We start from the raw sequence: 13,486 nt of genomic DNA, 5'->3' as shown, positions 1-13,486 counted from the left end.
GTCACACCGTCACCAGCGGCGTCAGCTCGGCGAGGGTGACCTCACCGATGCCGCTGACGTCGAGCAGGTCGGCGACGGCGCTGAACCCGCCGTTCTCGGTCCGCCAGTCGACGATCGCCTGGGCGGTCACCGGCCCGACCCCGGGCAGGGTGTCGAGGGTCGCCAGGTCGGCGGTGTTCACGTTGACCAGCGCCGTCGGCGCGCCCGGCGTCGGGGCGGCCCCGGTGGCGCCCGGGTCGGACGGCACCGGCAGGCCTCCGGTGCCGGCGGGGGCGTCGACCCCGACGAGCACCTGCTCGCCGTCGAGGAGCACCCGGGCCAGGTTGAGCGGGGTCAGGTCGGTGCCCGGGCGGGCGCCCCCGGCGGCCTCGAGAGCGTCCGCGACGCGGGAGCCGCCCGGGAGGACAACGATGCCGGGGCGTCGTACCCGCCCCGCCACGTCGACCACCACCTCGGCGCCCGACGCGACCGACGGACCCGGGGCCGCAGGACCACCGGTGGTCCCGCCCGCCACCGGGGCCGCCCCCGAGGACGTCGTGCTCTCCGGCGTCACGGCTCCCGTGGGGGTGACCAGGGCGCTGACGGGAGCGGTCGCCGGCAACGGCTCCGGCCCCGACCGGAGGACCCACCAGCAGGTCGCGCCCAGCCCGACGCTGACGAGCACCGCGACGACGGCCAGGTGCGCCGGACCGAGCCCCGCCCGACCGCGCAACGTCTCCGGCACCAGCGCGGCCCACCCGGACGTCCACCCGGGGGCCGGCCCGGGGTCCCCGGCCCCCGAGGTGGCCACCGGCCCGGCCGGCCGCCGGTGGGCGTGACGGCCGATCCGCGGCACGGAGCCGATGACCGACCCGCCGTCGTCCGGGTCGGGGCGGACCTGGCGTGGCCGCGTGTGGGTGTCCGGTGGCGCCCAGCGGGCCGCCGGCGGGGGGTCCGTCGCGCCGGCGGGCGCGACGTCCCAGCCGGTCACCTCCGACGGGTCCCCGTCGTCCGGACCGGCGCGGTGCTCGCCGGTGCGGACCGCGGAGAGCTCGGCGTCCAGCAGCGCCAGGCGTCGGGCGACCGCCTCCTGCTGGGCGGGCGAGGGCCGTCGAGATCGCATGACCGCGACGCTAGGAGGCGAACGGCTTCACCGATCGGGTCGACGGCACGACCTGTGGAGGAGTCCCTCGCGCCGGAGCCTGTGGACGAGATCGGGTCAGACCGGCGACACGCAGACGGCGACCATGCCCGGACCGACGTGGGCGCCGAGGACGGCGCCGAGCTCGACGCAGCGCACCTCACCACCCACCAGCTCGACGTCCGCCTCGCCGGTCAGACGCTCGAGGAGGTGGGCCGCCAGCCGCTCGGCGCGCTCGGGGTTGGCGAGGTGGGCGACCCCCACCTCCACGGCGACGCCGCCCTCCCCGCCGGCCGACAGCACGTCGCGGACGGCGAGCTCCTCCAGCCGGGCGAGCGCCTTCGTGGTCGTCCGCACCCGCTCGAGGGGCCCGACGACGCCGTCCGTGATCGACAGCAGCGGCTTGACCGCCAGGGCGCTGCCCAGGAGGGCGGCACCCGCGCCGATCCGACCACCGCGACGCAGGAACTCGAGGGTGTCCACGTAGAAGTACGACGTCGCCGAGGCGGCGCGGCGACGGGCGGCGTCGGCGGCCTCCTCCGCGGAGCCGCCGGCGTCGAGGGTCTGCGCGGCGCTGAGGGCGGCGTACCCGGTGGCCACGCCGACCTGCCGGGTGTCGACGACGTGCACCGGCACCGACGCCTCCCGGGCGGCGACCCGCGCCGACTCGACGGTGCCGCTGACCTCGCCCGACAGGTGCACCGCGACGATCTCGGTGGCACCGTCGGCGGCCAGGTCGGCGTACACCCGACCCATCGCGGCCGGGTTCGGCCGGGAGGTGCTGACGGCCTGGTGGCCGCGCAGCGCCTCGGCCACCCGCGCCGGGGTCGCACCGCCCTCGGCGCCCTCCTCCTCGCTCAGCGCCTCGTCGAGGATCTCGTCGCCGATGACGACCTGCAGCGGGACGACGACCAGCCCCCGGTCACGCACGAGGGCGCTGGGGAGGCTGGCCGTGGAGTCGGTCACGACCACCACGCGACCACCGTGAGCGCCGGGCTGCGGAGGCATGTCGCGCACCCTAGGGCACGCTCACCGGCCGGCCGCGGTGCCACCGCGGAGGTCGCGGGCGGAGCTCAGTAGCCGGTCTCCTCCCGGATCGTGTCGCGGATGATCTGCGCGTCGCTCGGGAGCGACCGCGCCGAGAACGAGCCCGCCGGCTGCGGGTTGTCGAGGGCCAGCTGCAGGCCCCGGACGCCGTCCTCGATCACGTAGCGGCGGCGGGTGAAGACGTCGGAGTCCGGCGTGGTCACGCGGGGCACGCAGCGGAAGTCGGCGGTCATCGAGTCCGCGGTGATGGTGGTGGAGACGTAGCCGCGCAGGTTGGTCCAGAACTCCAGGTTCGGGTTCCAGTCGGCCCACGGGTGCTGGCCGTCGGGCTGGTCGTAGCCGTCGCCGCCGGAGGTGATCGAGGAGCTGATGAGCTCGGAGCCGAGCACCTCGGAGTCGGCGTCGTCGAAGTCGGCGAGCACCTCGGAGGCCCAGTGGGCGTGCACGTCGCCGGTGAGGACGACGGGGTTGCGGACGCCGGCGTCCACCCAGCCGTTGACGACCCGGTCGCGCGAGGCGGCGTACCCGTCCCAGGCGTCCATCGACACGGTCCGGGCGGCGCCGGGGTCGTTGTCGCGGCGGCCGAAGAACACCTGCTGGCCGAGCAGGTCCCACCGGGCGGTCGAGGCGGCGAAGCCGTCGAGCAGCCACCGCTCCTGCTCCGCCCCGGTGAGGGTGCGGGAGGGGTCGGTGGCCTCGGGGCAGTCCTTGTACCCGTCGCCGCACGCCTGGTCGTCGCGGTACTGGCGGGTGTCGAGCATGTGGAAGGTCGCCAGGGCGCCCCACTGCACGCGGCGGAACAGCTGCAGGTCGGTGCCCCGCGGGACCGAGGTCCGGCGCAGCGGCATGTTCTCGTAGTAGGCCCGGAACGCGGCGGCCCTGCGGGCGGCGAACTGGCCCTGCTCGGCGGGCTTCTCGGGGACGTCGCCGGCCCAGTTGTTGTCGAGCTCGTGGTCGTCCCACACCACCAGCCACGGGGCGACGGCGTGGGCGGCCTGCAGGTCGGGATCCGTCTTGTACTGCGCGTGGCGCTGGCGGTAGCCCGCGAGCGTCGTCGTCTCGGGGCCGAGGTGGGGTCGCCCGAGGGCGTTGGCGGCCTCGGGGCCCTCGTACTGGTAGTCGCCCAGGTGGAGCACCAGGTCGGGGTTCTCCTCGGCGAGGTGCCGGTAGGCCGTGAAGTAGCCGGCCGGGTAGTTCGAGCAGGACGTGAAGGCCATCGCCAGCGGCGTCAACGACGTGGGCTCGGGCGCCGTCCGGGTGCGGCCGACCGGGGAGGTCCAGCCGGCGACGGAGAACCGGTAGAAGTACGGTCGGCCCGGCTCGAGGCCGCGCAGCTCGACGTGGATCGCGTGGGCGGTCTCCGGGCCCGCGGTGACCTCGCCGCGCTTGACGATCTCGCGGCCACGGAAGCGACGGCCGGTCGCGACCTGGAAGCGCACGCGGTACCGCGACGACGGCATGCCGCCCAGGCCGTCGGCCGCGGTCGGGTCGGGCGCGAGGCGGGTCCAGATCACGAACCCGTCGGGAGCGGGGTCGCCCGACGCGACCCCGACGGTGAACGGGTCGGTGCGCAGGCGGGCGGCGGCCGCGCTGGGGCGGTGGTCGAGGGCTGCGGCGGCAGGTGAGGTGGCGCCGCCGACGAGCAGGGCGCCGCCGGTGACGGCGCCCGCGGACAGGATGGTCCTCCGAGATGTCTGCATGCGCGGAGCCCACCACGGCCGGGCGACGGGCGGGCAACGGAAGGGTGAACCCCCGTGCCCGCCCCGTCCGCCCAGTCCGTCCGGTCCGCCCGGGGCGCCGTCCGTCAGACGACGACGTTGACGAGCTTGGGTGCCCGCACGATGACCTTGCGGACCGTCTGGTCGGCCAGCAGGTCGGCGATCTCGGCCAGGGCCGCGGCCTCGAGGTCGGCCTCGGAGATGTCGGGCGACACCTCGAGGCGGGCCCGGACCTTGCCCTTCACCTGGACGACGGCCGTCACCGACTCCTGCACCAGCAGGGCCTCGTCGACGACTGGCCAGGCGGCCTGGCTCACCGACGGGGAGTGGCCCAGCTCGGCCCACATCTCCTCGGCGACGTACGGGGTCACCAGCGAGAGCATGACGGCCACCGCCTCCGTGGCCTCCCGGACCGCCGGGTCGGCCGGCCCGCAGCCGGAGTCGATGGCCTTGCGGGTGACGTTGACGAGCTCCATGACGCGGGCGACGACGACGTTGAACCGGTAGGACTCGACCAGCTGCTCGACCTCGTGCACCGTGCGGTGCGTCGCGGCCCGCAGCGCGGCGTCGCCGGTCGTCGGGTCCGCACCCGGCTCGGAGGTGACCTCGTGCGCCAGGCGCCACGCCCGCTGCAGGAACTTCAGCGACCCGGCCGGCGAGACCCGCGCCCAGTCGATGTTGTCCTCCGGCGGGCTGGCGAAGACCAGCGTCAGGCGGACGGCGTCGACGCCGAACTCCTTGAGCTGGGCGCCCAGGTCCACCCCGTTGCCGAGCGACTTGCTCATCTTGCGGCCGTCGTTGATGACCTTGCCCTGCGACAGGTACGCCGAGAACGGCTCGTCCCAGTCGATGACGCCCAGGTCGCGCAGGACCTTGGTGAAGAAGCGGGCGTACAGCAGGTGCAGGACGGCGTGCTCGTCGCCGCCGATGTACAGGTCGATCGGGCCCCACCGCTTCGCCAGCGCGGGGTCGAACGCCTGGGTCGAGTCGTGGGGTGACAGGTAGCGGAAGAAGTACCAGGACGAGTCGACGAACGTGTCCATCGTGTCGGTGTCGCGCTCCGCCGGCCCGCCGCAGGTGGGGCAGGTGGTCTCGACCCACTCCCGGGCCGCGCCGAGCGGCGAGGTGCCCTTGGGCTTCAGGTCGGCGCCGCGCAGCTCGGGCAGCTCGACCGGCAGCTGGTCCTCGGGGACGGCGACCTCGCCGTCGGTGGGGCAGTGCACGATCGGGATCGGCGCGCCCCAGTAGCGCTGGCGGCTCAGCAGCCAGTCCCGCAGGCGGAAGTTGACCGTGCCGGTCCCCCGCCCGTCGGCCTCCAGCAGCTCGATCGCGCGGCGGACGCCCTCGGCCTTGTCGGCGACGCCCTCCAGGGGCCCCGAGTCGACGTACGCGCCGTCGCCGGTGGTCGCGACCCCGGAGATGGCCGGGTCGGGCTCGCCGGTGTCGACCACCCGGCGTACCGGCAGGTCGAAGGCCTTCGCGAAGTCGAGGTCGCGCTGGTCGTGGGCCGGGACGGCCATGATGGCGCCGGTGCCGTAGTCGGCCAGCACGTAGTCGGACGCCCACACCGGGACCTGCTCGCCGGTCACCGGGTTGGTCGCGTGCACGCCCAGGAAGACGCCCGACTTCGGGCGGTCGGTGGCCAGGCGGTCGATGTCGGAGGCCTTGCGCACCTCGTCGACGTACGCCGCCAGCGCAGGACGCTGCTCGTCCGTGACCAGCTCGGCGGCCAGCTTCGCGTCGGCCGCGACCACCATGAACGTGGCGCCCCACAGGGTGTCGGGGCGGGTGGTGAAGACGGTCAGCGGCTCGTGGCCCTCGACGTCGAAGCGCACGTGGGCGCCCTCGGAACGGCCGATCCAGTTGCGCTGGGCGTTGACGACCTTGCCGATCCAGGTCGACTGCAGGTCGTCCAGGCAGTCGTACAGCTCCTGGGCGTACTCGGTGGTGCGGAAGTACCACTGGGTCAGCTCGCGCTTGGTGACCTCGGCGCCGCACCGCTCGCAGGTGCCGTCGGCCAGCACCTGCTCGTTGGCCAGCACGGTCTGGTCCTGCGGGCACCAGTTGACCGGGCTGTTCTTCCGGTAGGCCAGCCCCTGCTCACGGAACTTCAGGAACAGCCACTGGGTCCAGCGGTAGTACTCCGGGTCGGAGGTGTGCAGCCGACGGGTCCAGTCGAAGCTCAGGCCGTAGCGCTGCATCGCCGCGAGCTGGGTCTCGATGTTGGCGTAGGTGTACGTCGCGGGGTGCTCGTCGCGGCGGATCGCGGCGTTCTCGGCGGGCAGCCCGAAGGAGTCCCACCCCATCGGGTTGAGGACCTCGAAACCGCGGAAGCGCCAGTAGCGGGCGATGACGTCGTGCAGCGCGAACACCTCGGCGTGACCGATGTGCAGGTCGCCCGAGGGGTACGGGAACATCGTCAGCGCGTACTTCGTCGGCTTCTCGCTGGCGTCGTCGGCCGTGAAGAGGTCGAGCGCGGCCCACCGCTCCTGCCACGCGGCCTCGACGGCGGCGACGTCGTACGTCGCGGCCTCGGGGGCGCCTGCGGGGTGCTGCTCGCTGCTCATGACGGTCTCCTCGTGGGTCGTTGCCGTGCTCCGGTCCCGGCCTGGCTCCAGGCACAAAAAAGCCCCTCGCGCAGAGGGGCGGCCGCGTCGGTTCTCGACGCGGCTAGGGAAGGAGCAGGCGGCCGTTCACGCGTCCAGGGTAGCCGACCCCGCCGGAGGCTGTGGAGAGAGGGATGCGAGCCCGGCCGCCTCCGGCCAGGCTCGTCGCATGGAGGTGGCGGAGGTGGTCGCGCGGCTCGGCGGCACGGCGCGCACCGACCAGCTGCGCAGGATCGTGAGCGAGCGCGACCTCGCGGCGGCCGTCCGGTCCGGGAGCGTCGTCCGACTCGCCCTCGGTCGCTACGGCCTCCCGTCCGCCGACGCGGCGATCGTCGCCGCGACGCGGCTCGACGGCATGGTCTTCGGGCTCTCAGCCGCCCAGGAGCTCGGCTGGCCAGTGCTGCGGCGGGCGGACCGCCCGTGGGTCCAGGTGCCGCCGAACCGCAACGTCGCTCCTCACCGGCGCCGCGGGGTGCGACTCGGCTACGGCGAGACGGAGGGGCGCAGCGTGAGCTCGCCGCTCAGGACGGTCCTGGACTGTGCCCGCCGTCTACCTCTGACCGAGGCGCTCGCCGTGGCCGACTCGGCCCTGCGCAGCGGGACCGTCGACCCGGACGAGCTCTGTTCGTCGGCCAACCTGGCCCGAGGTCCGGGCAGCGCCCAGGTCGCCGTGGTCGGTCGCGAGGCGACACCCCTGGCTGCCTCTCCCCTCGAGTCGGCGCTGCGGGCGCTGGGGCTGGGGGTCCCGGGCTTGCGGCTGGTCCCGCAGGTCGAGCTGCAGGTCGAGGGGGTCACCCTGCACCCCGACCTCCTGGACGAGCGCCTGGGTCTGGTGGTCGAGGCGGAGGGCTGGCTCTACCACGGCGGGCCGAAGCAGTTCGCTCGTGACCTCTGGCGCTACACCGCGCTGACCGTCTCGGGACGAACGGTCGTCCGCTTCGGGTACGACGACGTGACTCTCCGGCCCGACTGGGTCACGCAGTGCCTGGACTCGTTGCGCAGAACGGGAGAAAGGCACCGGGACTGCCGCCAGAGCGCCTGATCGGAGGCCTTGGTCCCGTCCTCCGCCACGGCCGACGTCGCTACTGCTCCGGATCCTTCCTGGGCGGCACCCGGACGGGCCGCAGCATCGCCCACGCCTGGAAGGCGATCGCGAAGGCGAGGAGGCCGAGGCCGGTCCAGAGGTTGACGTTCAGGCCGTCGGCCTTGGCCAGGTCGGCGTCCGAGGTCCCGAAGATCCCGGTCAGCAGCAGGATCACGCCGTACAGGCCGATCAGGGCGGCGATGAAGGTCCGGACGTCGAACGCCCGCGCCGCGCGAGCCGTCTTCTTGTCGCTCATGTCGTCCCCTCTCAGAGGAACAGCAGGTTGAGGCCGATGACCATGACCAGGGCGATGCCCGCCAGCTTCGTGGGCTGACGGAACCACGGGAGGGCCTCGGCGTCGACGTCGCGGAAGGTCTCCCGCGGGGTCTCCGACCAGACCAGACCCGTGAGCTCGGCGTACTCACGGGGTCGGGTCATCAGGGAGACCGCGACGCTGACCACGATGTCGACGGCGAACGCGACACCGGCGGCGACGAACGCCGCACCCTGGCCGGAGAGCCCGATCACGCCGAGGACGTCGCCCGAGAGCACGTAGACGCCGATGGCCGACGCGGTGCCGGCGACCAGGCCGACCCAGCCGGCCGTGGCGGTCATCCGCTTCCAGAACATGCCGAGGATGAACGTCGCGAACAGCGGGGCGTTGAAGAAGCCGAACAGGGTCTGGAGGTAGTCCATGATGTTCGAGTACTGCGAGGCGATGCCCGCCGTGCCGATCGCGATGACGGTGGCGCCGACGGTCGCCCATCGGCCGACCTTCGTGTAGTACTCGTCGGGCTCGTCCTTCTTCACGTACTGCTGCCACAGGTCGTAGCTGAAGACGGTGTTGAAGGCCGAGATGTTCGCGGCCATGCCGGCCATGAACGACGCCAGCAGACCGGCGATCGCGACGCCGAGCATCCCGTTGGGCAGCAGGTCGCGGATCAGGTACAGGATCGAGTCGTTGTACGCCGGCTCCCCGCCCGCCGCCTTCTCCGTCGCGATCTCGGTGACCAGGACCCCGGCGATCATGCCGGGGATCACGACGATGAACGGCACGAACATCTTCGGGAAGGCGCCGATGACAGGCGTCGACTGCGCGGAGGCCATCGAGTCGGCGGCCATGGCGCGCTGGACCTCGACGAAGTTGGTGGTCCAGTAGCCGAAGGACAGCACGAAGCCGAGGCCCAGCACGATGCCGATCACCGACAGCACCGGCGAGTCGAAGCCGGTCAGGGCGGTGCCGGGCCAGCTCGACAGCTGCTCGGCCCCGCCCGGGCTGTCGGACACCGCGGCGGTCAGCCCGTCCCACCCGCCGACCTTGTGCAGGCCGACGAGGGTCAGCGGCAGCAGCGCCGCGACGATGACGAAGAACTGCAGGACCTCGTTGTAGATCGCCGCCGACAGACCGCCGAGGGCGGTGTAGGTCAGCACGACCAGCGCCGCGACCACGAGCGAGACGATCAGCGACCAGCCCAGCATCACCTCGACGACCGTGGCCAGCAGGAACAGGTTGATGCCCGCGATCAGCAGCTGCGCGACCGCGAAGGAGATCGCGTTGACGAGGTGCGCCCCCGTGCCGAAGCGGCGACGCATGAACTCGGGGACGCTGCGGACCTTCGAGCCGTAGTAGAACGGCATCATCACGATCGCGAGGAACAGCATCGCCGGGACGGCGCCGACCCAGAAGTAGTGCATGGTCGCGATGCCGTAGTTCGCGCCGTTCGCGCTCATGCCGACGATCTCGACGGCGCCGAGGTTCGCGGAGACGAAGGCCAGACCCGTCACCCAGGCGGGCAGGCTCCGTCCCGAGAGGAAGAAGTCGAGGCTCGTCGACACCTGTCGTCTGGCGGCGAGACCGATCCCGAGCACGAAGCCGAAGTACAGCGCGACGAGCAGGTAGTCGATCCAGTTCGCGTCGAGACGCAGTGCCTCGTCCATCGGCCCTCCCGAGCAGTGAGGTCGTTCACATCGACCGGGAGGCTACTCCCGAACCCCGCTACCCGGTCCGGCGACGCGCAGTCGCGTTCAGACCGTGATGCGGTGGACGCCGAGGGCGCCGCCGATCTGCTGCTCCTCGTAGACGAAGTGCGACTCGAGCAGCCGGCGCAGGTGGGTGAACTCCTCGACCAGCACGCCCAGCCGGTCGGGGTCGCGGGTGACGGCGACGAGGGTGTCGTCGAGCCGCACCAGCAGCTCGTGGACGACGAGGTGCTCGCTGTCGAGCCGGTCGAGGACACCGCCCAGACCGGAGTCCGCGATGCGCAGCGCCGGGTAGAGGTAGGCGTCCTCGATCCGGTGGTGGGACTCCACGGCGCGGCAGAGCTGCCCGCAGAACGAGCCCGCCCGCTCGACCGCCGTCCGCAGACCCAGCTGACGCACGGCCTCCCGGGCCTCGCCCAGGCCCGCGGCGCCGTCGACGACCTGGTCGAGCACCGCGGACACCTGGGCCAGGCCCTGCCGGTACATGTCGTGGATCGCGGTCAGGTGCTGACCCGCGGCGCGCTCGTCGGCCCCGATCTCGTCGTACGTCGACGTGGTCGGACGGGTGCTCTCGTCCCAGTCCGGGAGGGGAACGGCCACCGGGTCCACCACGTCGCCAGGGTAAAGCCTGGCCGCACCTGGGCCGCACGCCGTGACCTTTGGGGTGCTGCCTAGTTCAATGGGGGACGGGCTGCCGGGGGGCAGTCCGCGTACGACAGTCGCCGCTGCCTGTGACCGGGGGGTCGAGGGCGCGGCGAGAACGGCCCGGGGGGTGCCGTGACATGACCATGCCGTTGTTCGGCGGCGCGGACGAAGACCGCGCAGTGCACGCGACGCTCGCCGTGATCGCGCGGCTCGACCCTGCCCTGGTGCGGGACCTGCTCCAAGAGGCCACAGGCCTCGAGGCGGACCTGCCCGGCGTCTCGCTCGACCTCGACGGTCCGATCCCTCGGCTCCGCGCGGAACTGGACTGGTGGCTCGAGGTCTCCACCCGGCCCGGTGCGTACGGCGTCGACGGTGCGGCGCGCGACCGCATCCGTGCGGTGGCGCGCGACCTGGGTCCGCGGTCGTGGGTGTTCGTGATCTCCAACGACCCGCCGGCGCCGACCTGGCTCGCCGCACCGGACGGGGTCGCTGAGTCGGTCCGGTCGCGGATCGCGTGGAGCTCGTTCGCGTGGCTGACCAAGGCCATCGTCGCGGTGCTCGAGGACCCGCTCCGGCCGGTGGACTCCACCAGCCGGCTGCTCCTGCAGGAGCTGGTCGCGGTCTACGAGGCCGAGCACCTCCTCGACGAGGGCCCGCCGATCGTGGTCGAGCCGCCCGCGTCGGAGCCGACGGACCGCCCCGCGGCGACCCCGGACCCGGTGGGTCTGGAGCTGGACCTGGCCGACCTCGACGCCCTCGACCTCGGCCTGCGCCGCCCCTCCTCGCGGCCCCCGGGGACCGACGTGGTCGTCGTCCCGGCCCGGTCCGCGTGGCGGGAGTACCTCGACCACACCGTGCTGGTCTGCGCCCCCGCCGACGTCCCGGACCCGGAGGTCACCCACGTGGCCTTCGAGCGCGACGGGCGTCTGATGGCCGTCGTCCCGCGCATCGAGACACGGGTGCCGATGCTCGCCCTGACCGCCTCGTACGCCGCGCAGCTGCGCGCCGACGGCGACGAGCGGGTGGCCGCGATCGTCGAGCGGCTGGCCGCCGACGGCAACCGCGACGCCGGGCCGTACGCGCTGCTGCTGCTGTCCCACCCCGGCGACCCGGCAACCCTGCGCATGCCGGGCCCGGTGGACCACGAGGGCGCCCGCTTCGTCCGCCTGCACGCCCTGCACGCCGCCCACCCGTAGGCGCACCTCAGGCCGAGGCCAGCACCTCACGGAGCCGGGCGGCGAACGCGTCCGGCTGGCCGGTCTGCCCGTACTCGCCACCGAGGAACCCGGCGTGGCCGCTGGGGAAGACGACGGCGTCCTGGCCGAGGGCGGCCGCCACGGCGTACGCCGCCCGGCCGGCGATCTCGCCGTCCTCGGGCCCGCCGGACTCCTCGCCGACCGCCACGACGACCGTCGTGGACGCCGCCCGCAGGGTCGCCGGGTCGGGCATGCCGCGCGCCACCCCCTCGCCCCGCATGTTGCCCATCAGCCCGTCACCCCGGTCGCCGTCGTCCTCGGTGGGCAGGCCGAACGCCGCCGGGTCGGGCGCAGGCCCGCTGAGGTAGTCGGCGCCGACCGGGCCGCGGTGCATGACGGCGGCGATGAACCTCGCCATCGCGGGGCCCATGCCCTGCGCGTCGTACGTGGCGACCATGTCGTCGCACACCGCGACGATCTCGGCGTGGTCGGGCAGCGCGTTGGCCGCCGGCGGCTCGTGGGCGACGACCAGCCGCACGTCGTCCGGATGGCGGGCGACGAGGTGGAGGGCGTTGACCGCTCCCCCGCTCGTGCCGAACAGGTCGACCGGGCCGTGGCCGACGTCCGCGAGGACCGCGTGCAGGTCGTCGGCGTGCTGCTCGGGCGTGACCGCGGCGGTGCGGTCGTCCGGGACGCTGCGGCCGACGTTGCGCGGGTCGTAGGTGACCACCGCACGATCGGCGAAGTGCGAGCGCAGCGTCTCGAACCCGGAGGCGTCCATGGGCGACCCGGCGAGCACGAGCGGGACGACGCCGGGTCCGAGCTCCCCGTGGACGTCGTAGGTGAGCGTGGCGCCGGGGACGGTGACGGTGTGGGTGGTCATGCCTCGTCCGACCGCAAATCGCCCCGGAACTCATCGGCGGGGACGGGGGCGCACGGCGGTCTCGACGGCCGCCGCCTCGCCCCGGCTCAAAACATGCTCACAGAAATCTCACTGTTGAATCCCATCGTCCTCACTGGTCGGCCAGTCAGGGTGGTGCCACCGAGAACCCCACGACCAGGAGGACGACCCACCGATGCCCCAGATCCCCGAGCCCGACCGGACCCCCGACGGACCCACCTACGAGGGGCGGCTGCTCACCCGACCCGACGACGAGGTCGTCGACCAGGGCGCCGGCTTCGACGTCCGCACCCTCGTGACCCGCCGCCGGCTGCTCGGCCTGGTGGGCGTCGGGGTGGGCGCCGCGGCGCTCGCCGCCTGCGGTGCCTCCGGCTCGAGCGGGTCCGGCTCGTCCTCGTCGGCGTCGTCGGCCACCACGTCCGCCGGGGAGATCCCCGAGGAGACCAACGGCCCCTACCCCGCCGACGGCACCGCCGACCTCAACATCCTCGAGGACTCCGGCATCGTCCGCAGCGACATCACCTCCAGCCTCGACGGTGGGACGACGGTCGACGGGGTTCCGCTCGAGCTGACGTTCGCGGTGACCGACGCGGCCAAGGGCGACGCGCCCTTCGAGGGTGTCGCCGTCTACGCCTGGCAGTGCGACGCCGAGGGCCGCTACTCGATGTACTCCTCCGGGGTGGAGGACGAGACCTACCTGCGCGGCGTGCAGGTCGCGGACGCCGACGGCGAGGTGACGTTCACGACCATCGTCCCGGGCTGCTACGCCGGCCGCTGGACCCACATCCACTTCGAGGTCTACCCGGACGCCGCCTCCGCGACCGACGTCGCCCACGTCATCGCGACCTCACAGCTCGCGTTCCCGCCCGACGTGCTCGCCGACGTCTACTCCTCGACCCGCTGGGCCGACGCGTACGCCGGCTCGACGGAGAACCTCGCGGGCGTCGGCACCCAGGTCAGCGACGACGGCCTGTTCGGCGAGGGCGACTGGGAGCTCCAGGTGCCCGAGATCAGCGGCGACCCCACGGCCGGCTACACCGCCCGCCTCGCGGTGGCGGTGGACACCACGACCGAGCCCTCCAGCGGAGGCATGGGCGGCATGGGCGGCGGGCCCGGTGACGGCGGCCCCGGTGGCGGTGAGCCGCCGTCCGGTCCCCCGCCCGGCTCCGACAGCTGACCGCCTGCCACG

At 73.5% G+C, this 13,486-nt stretch carries 11 protein-coding genes; 3 read left to right on the top strand and 8 right to left on the bottom strand.

Translation table 11 applies throughout. From position 1 onward, the window contains the following. Position 1: 1 nt before the first annotated feature. From Q0858_RS04790 to leuS, 4 genes are all read right to left on the bottom strand, one after another. Entirely contained in the window at positions 2 to 1,102 is a 1,101-nt protein-coding gene (locus tag Q0858_RS04790; protein ID WP_299051571.1) for a ComEA family DNA-binding protein, read from the bottom strand. 96 nt (positions 1,103 to 1,198) lie between these two features. Further along, the gene (locus Q0858_RS04785; protein WP_366915985.1) at positions 1,199 to 2,086 is read right to left on the bottom strand and encodes a DegV family protein; all 888 of its coding nucleotides are present in this window, start codon (positions 2,084 to 2,086) and stop codon (positions 1,199 to 1,201) included. A gap of 107 nt (positions 2,087 to 2,193) precedes the next feature. Then, positions 2,194 to 3,867: an alkaline phosphatase D family protein gene (locus Q0858_RS04780; protein WP_299051569.1), complete on the bottom strand. Its 1,674-nt coding sequence runs from the start codon at positions 3,865 to 3,867 to the stop codon at positions 2,194 to 2,196. A gap of 104 nt (positions 3,868 to 3,971) precedes the next feature. Continuing rightward, the gene (gene leuS / locus Q0858_RS04775) at positions 3,972 to 6,452 is read right to left on the bottom strand and encodes a leucine--tRNA ligase (protein WP_299051567.1); all 2,481 of its coding nucleotides are present in this window, start codon (positions 6,450 to 6,452) and stop codon (positions 3,972 to 3,974) included. Positions 6,453 to 6,660: 208 nt separating this feature from the next. Here leuS and Q0858_RS04770 point away from each other — a divergent pair, with 208 nt between their 5' ends. After that, positions 6,661 to 7,533 carry a hypothetical protein gene (locus tag Q0858_RS04770; protein WP_299051565.1) on the top strand — a complete coding sequence of 291 codons (873 nt, stop codon included), beginning with the start codon at positions 6,661 to 6,663 and terminating at the stop codon, positions 7,531 to 7,533. Between the two features lie 40 nt (positions 7,534 to 7,573). Here Q0858_RS04770 and Q0858_RS04765 read toward each other — a convergent pair whose 3' ends face one another. The 3 genes from Q0858_RS04765 to Q0858_RS04755 all read right to left on the bottom strand — a co-directional run bounded on the left by Q0858_RS04765 (position 7,574) and on the right by Q0858_RS04755 (position 10,167). After that, on the bottom strand, positions 7,574 to 7,831 hold the full coding sequence (locus Q0858_RS04765; RefSeq protein ID WP_299051563.1) for a hypothetical protein: 258 nt from the start codon (positions 7,829 to 7,831) through the stop codon (positions 7,574 to 7,576). Positions 7,832 to 7,842: 11 nt separating this feature from the next. Beyond that, positions 7,843 to 9,513, bottom strand: coding sequence for a sodium:solute symporter family protein (locus Q0858_RS04760; RefSeq protein ID WP_299051561.1), 1,671 nt, complete (start codon positions 9,511 to 9,513; stop codon positions 7,843 to 7,845). An 87-nt stretch (positions 9,514 to 9,600) separates the two neighbouring features. Then, entirely contained in the window at positions 9,601 to 10,167 is a 567-nt protein-coding gene (locus Q0858_RS04755; protein ID WP_299051560.1) for a hemerythrin domain-containing protein, read from the bottom strand. Between the two features lie 170 nt (positions 10,168 to 10,337). Here Q0858_RS04755 and Q0858_RS04750 point away from each other — a divergent pair, with 170 nt between their 5' ends. Then, entirely contained in the window at positions 10,338 to 11,396 is a 1,059-nt protein-coding gene (locus tag Q0858_RS04750; RefSeq protein ID WP_299051559.1) for a hypothetical protein, read from the top strand. Positions 11,397 to 11,403: 7 nt separating this feature from the next. On the opposite strand, the gene Q0858_RS04745 is transcribed toward Q0858_RS04750, so the two are convergent. Continuing rightward, positions 11,404 to 12,279: an alpha/beta hydrolase gene (locus tag Q0858_RS04745; protein WP_299051558.1), complete on the bottom strand. Its 876-nt coding sequence runs from the start codon at positions 12,277 to 12,279 to the stop codon at positions 11,404 to 11,406. A 193-nt stretch (positions 12,280 to 12,472) separates the two neighbouring features. Here Q0858_RS04745 and Q0858_RS04740 point away from each other — a divergent pair, with 193 nt between their 5' ends. Beyond that, positions 12,473 to 13,474, top strand: coding sequence for a 3,4-dioxygenase subunit beta (locus Q0858_RS04740; RefSeq protein WP_299051557.1), 1,002 nt, complete (start codon positions 12,473 to 12,475; stop codon positions 13,472 to 13,474). Positions 13,475 to 13,486 lie beyond the last annotated feature (12 nt).

This window comes from uncultured Nocardioides sp. (assembly GCF_947489365.1).
Classification (GTDB): domain Bacteria; phylum Actinomycetota; class Actinomycetes; order Propionibacteriales; family Nocardioidaceae; genus Nocardioides.
Note: the sequence above shows the minus strand (reverse complement) of the source record. Positions and strands in the feature narration are given on the sequence as shown.

Excerpts from the sequence above, each read along its gene's own strand:
- Q0858_RS04790 (WP_299051571.1), bottom strand. The coding sequence starts at position 1,102 with ATGCGATCTCGACGGCCCTCGCCCGCCCAGCAGGAGGCGGTCGCCCGA.
- Q0858_RS04780 (WP_299051569.1), bottom strand. The coding sequence starts at position 3,867 with ATGCAGACATCTCGGAGGACCATCCTGTCCGCGGGCGCCGTCACCGGC.
- leuS (WP_299051567.1), bottom strand. The coding sequence starts at position 6,452 with ATGAGCAGCGAGCAGCACCCCGCAGGCGCCCCCGAGGCCGCGACGTAC.
- Q0858_RS04770 (WP_299051565.1), top strand. The coding sequence starts at position 6,661 with ATGGAGGTGGCGGAGGTGGTCGCGCGGCTCGGCGGCACGGCGCGCACC.
- Q0858_RS04765 (WP_299051563.1), bottom strand. The coding sequence starts at position 7,831 with ATGAGCGACAAGAAGACGGCTCGCGCGGCGCGGGCGTTCGACGTCCGG.
- Q0858_RS04760 (WP_299051561.1), bottom strand. The coding sequence starts at position 9,513 with ATGGACGAGGCACTGCGTCTCGACGCGAACTGGATCGACTACCTGCTC.
- Q0858_RS04750 (WP_299051559.1), top strand. The coding sequence starts at position 10,338 with ATGACCATGCCGTTGTTCGGCGGCGCGGACGAAGACCGCGCAGTGCAC.
- Q0858_RS04745 (WP_299051558.1), bottom strand. The coding sequence starts at position 12,279 with ATGACCACCCACACCGTCACCGTCCCCGGCGCCACGCTCACCTACGAC.
- Q0858_RS04740 (WP_299051557.1), top strand. The coding sequence starts at position 12,473 with ATGCCCCAGATCCCCGAGCCCGACCGGACCCCCGACGGACCCACCTAC.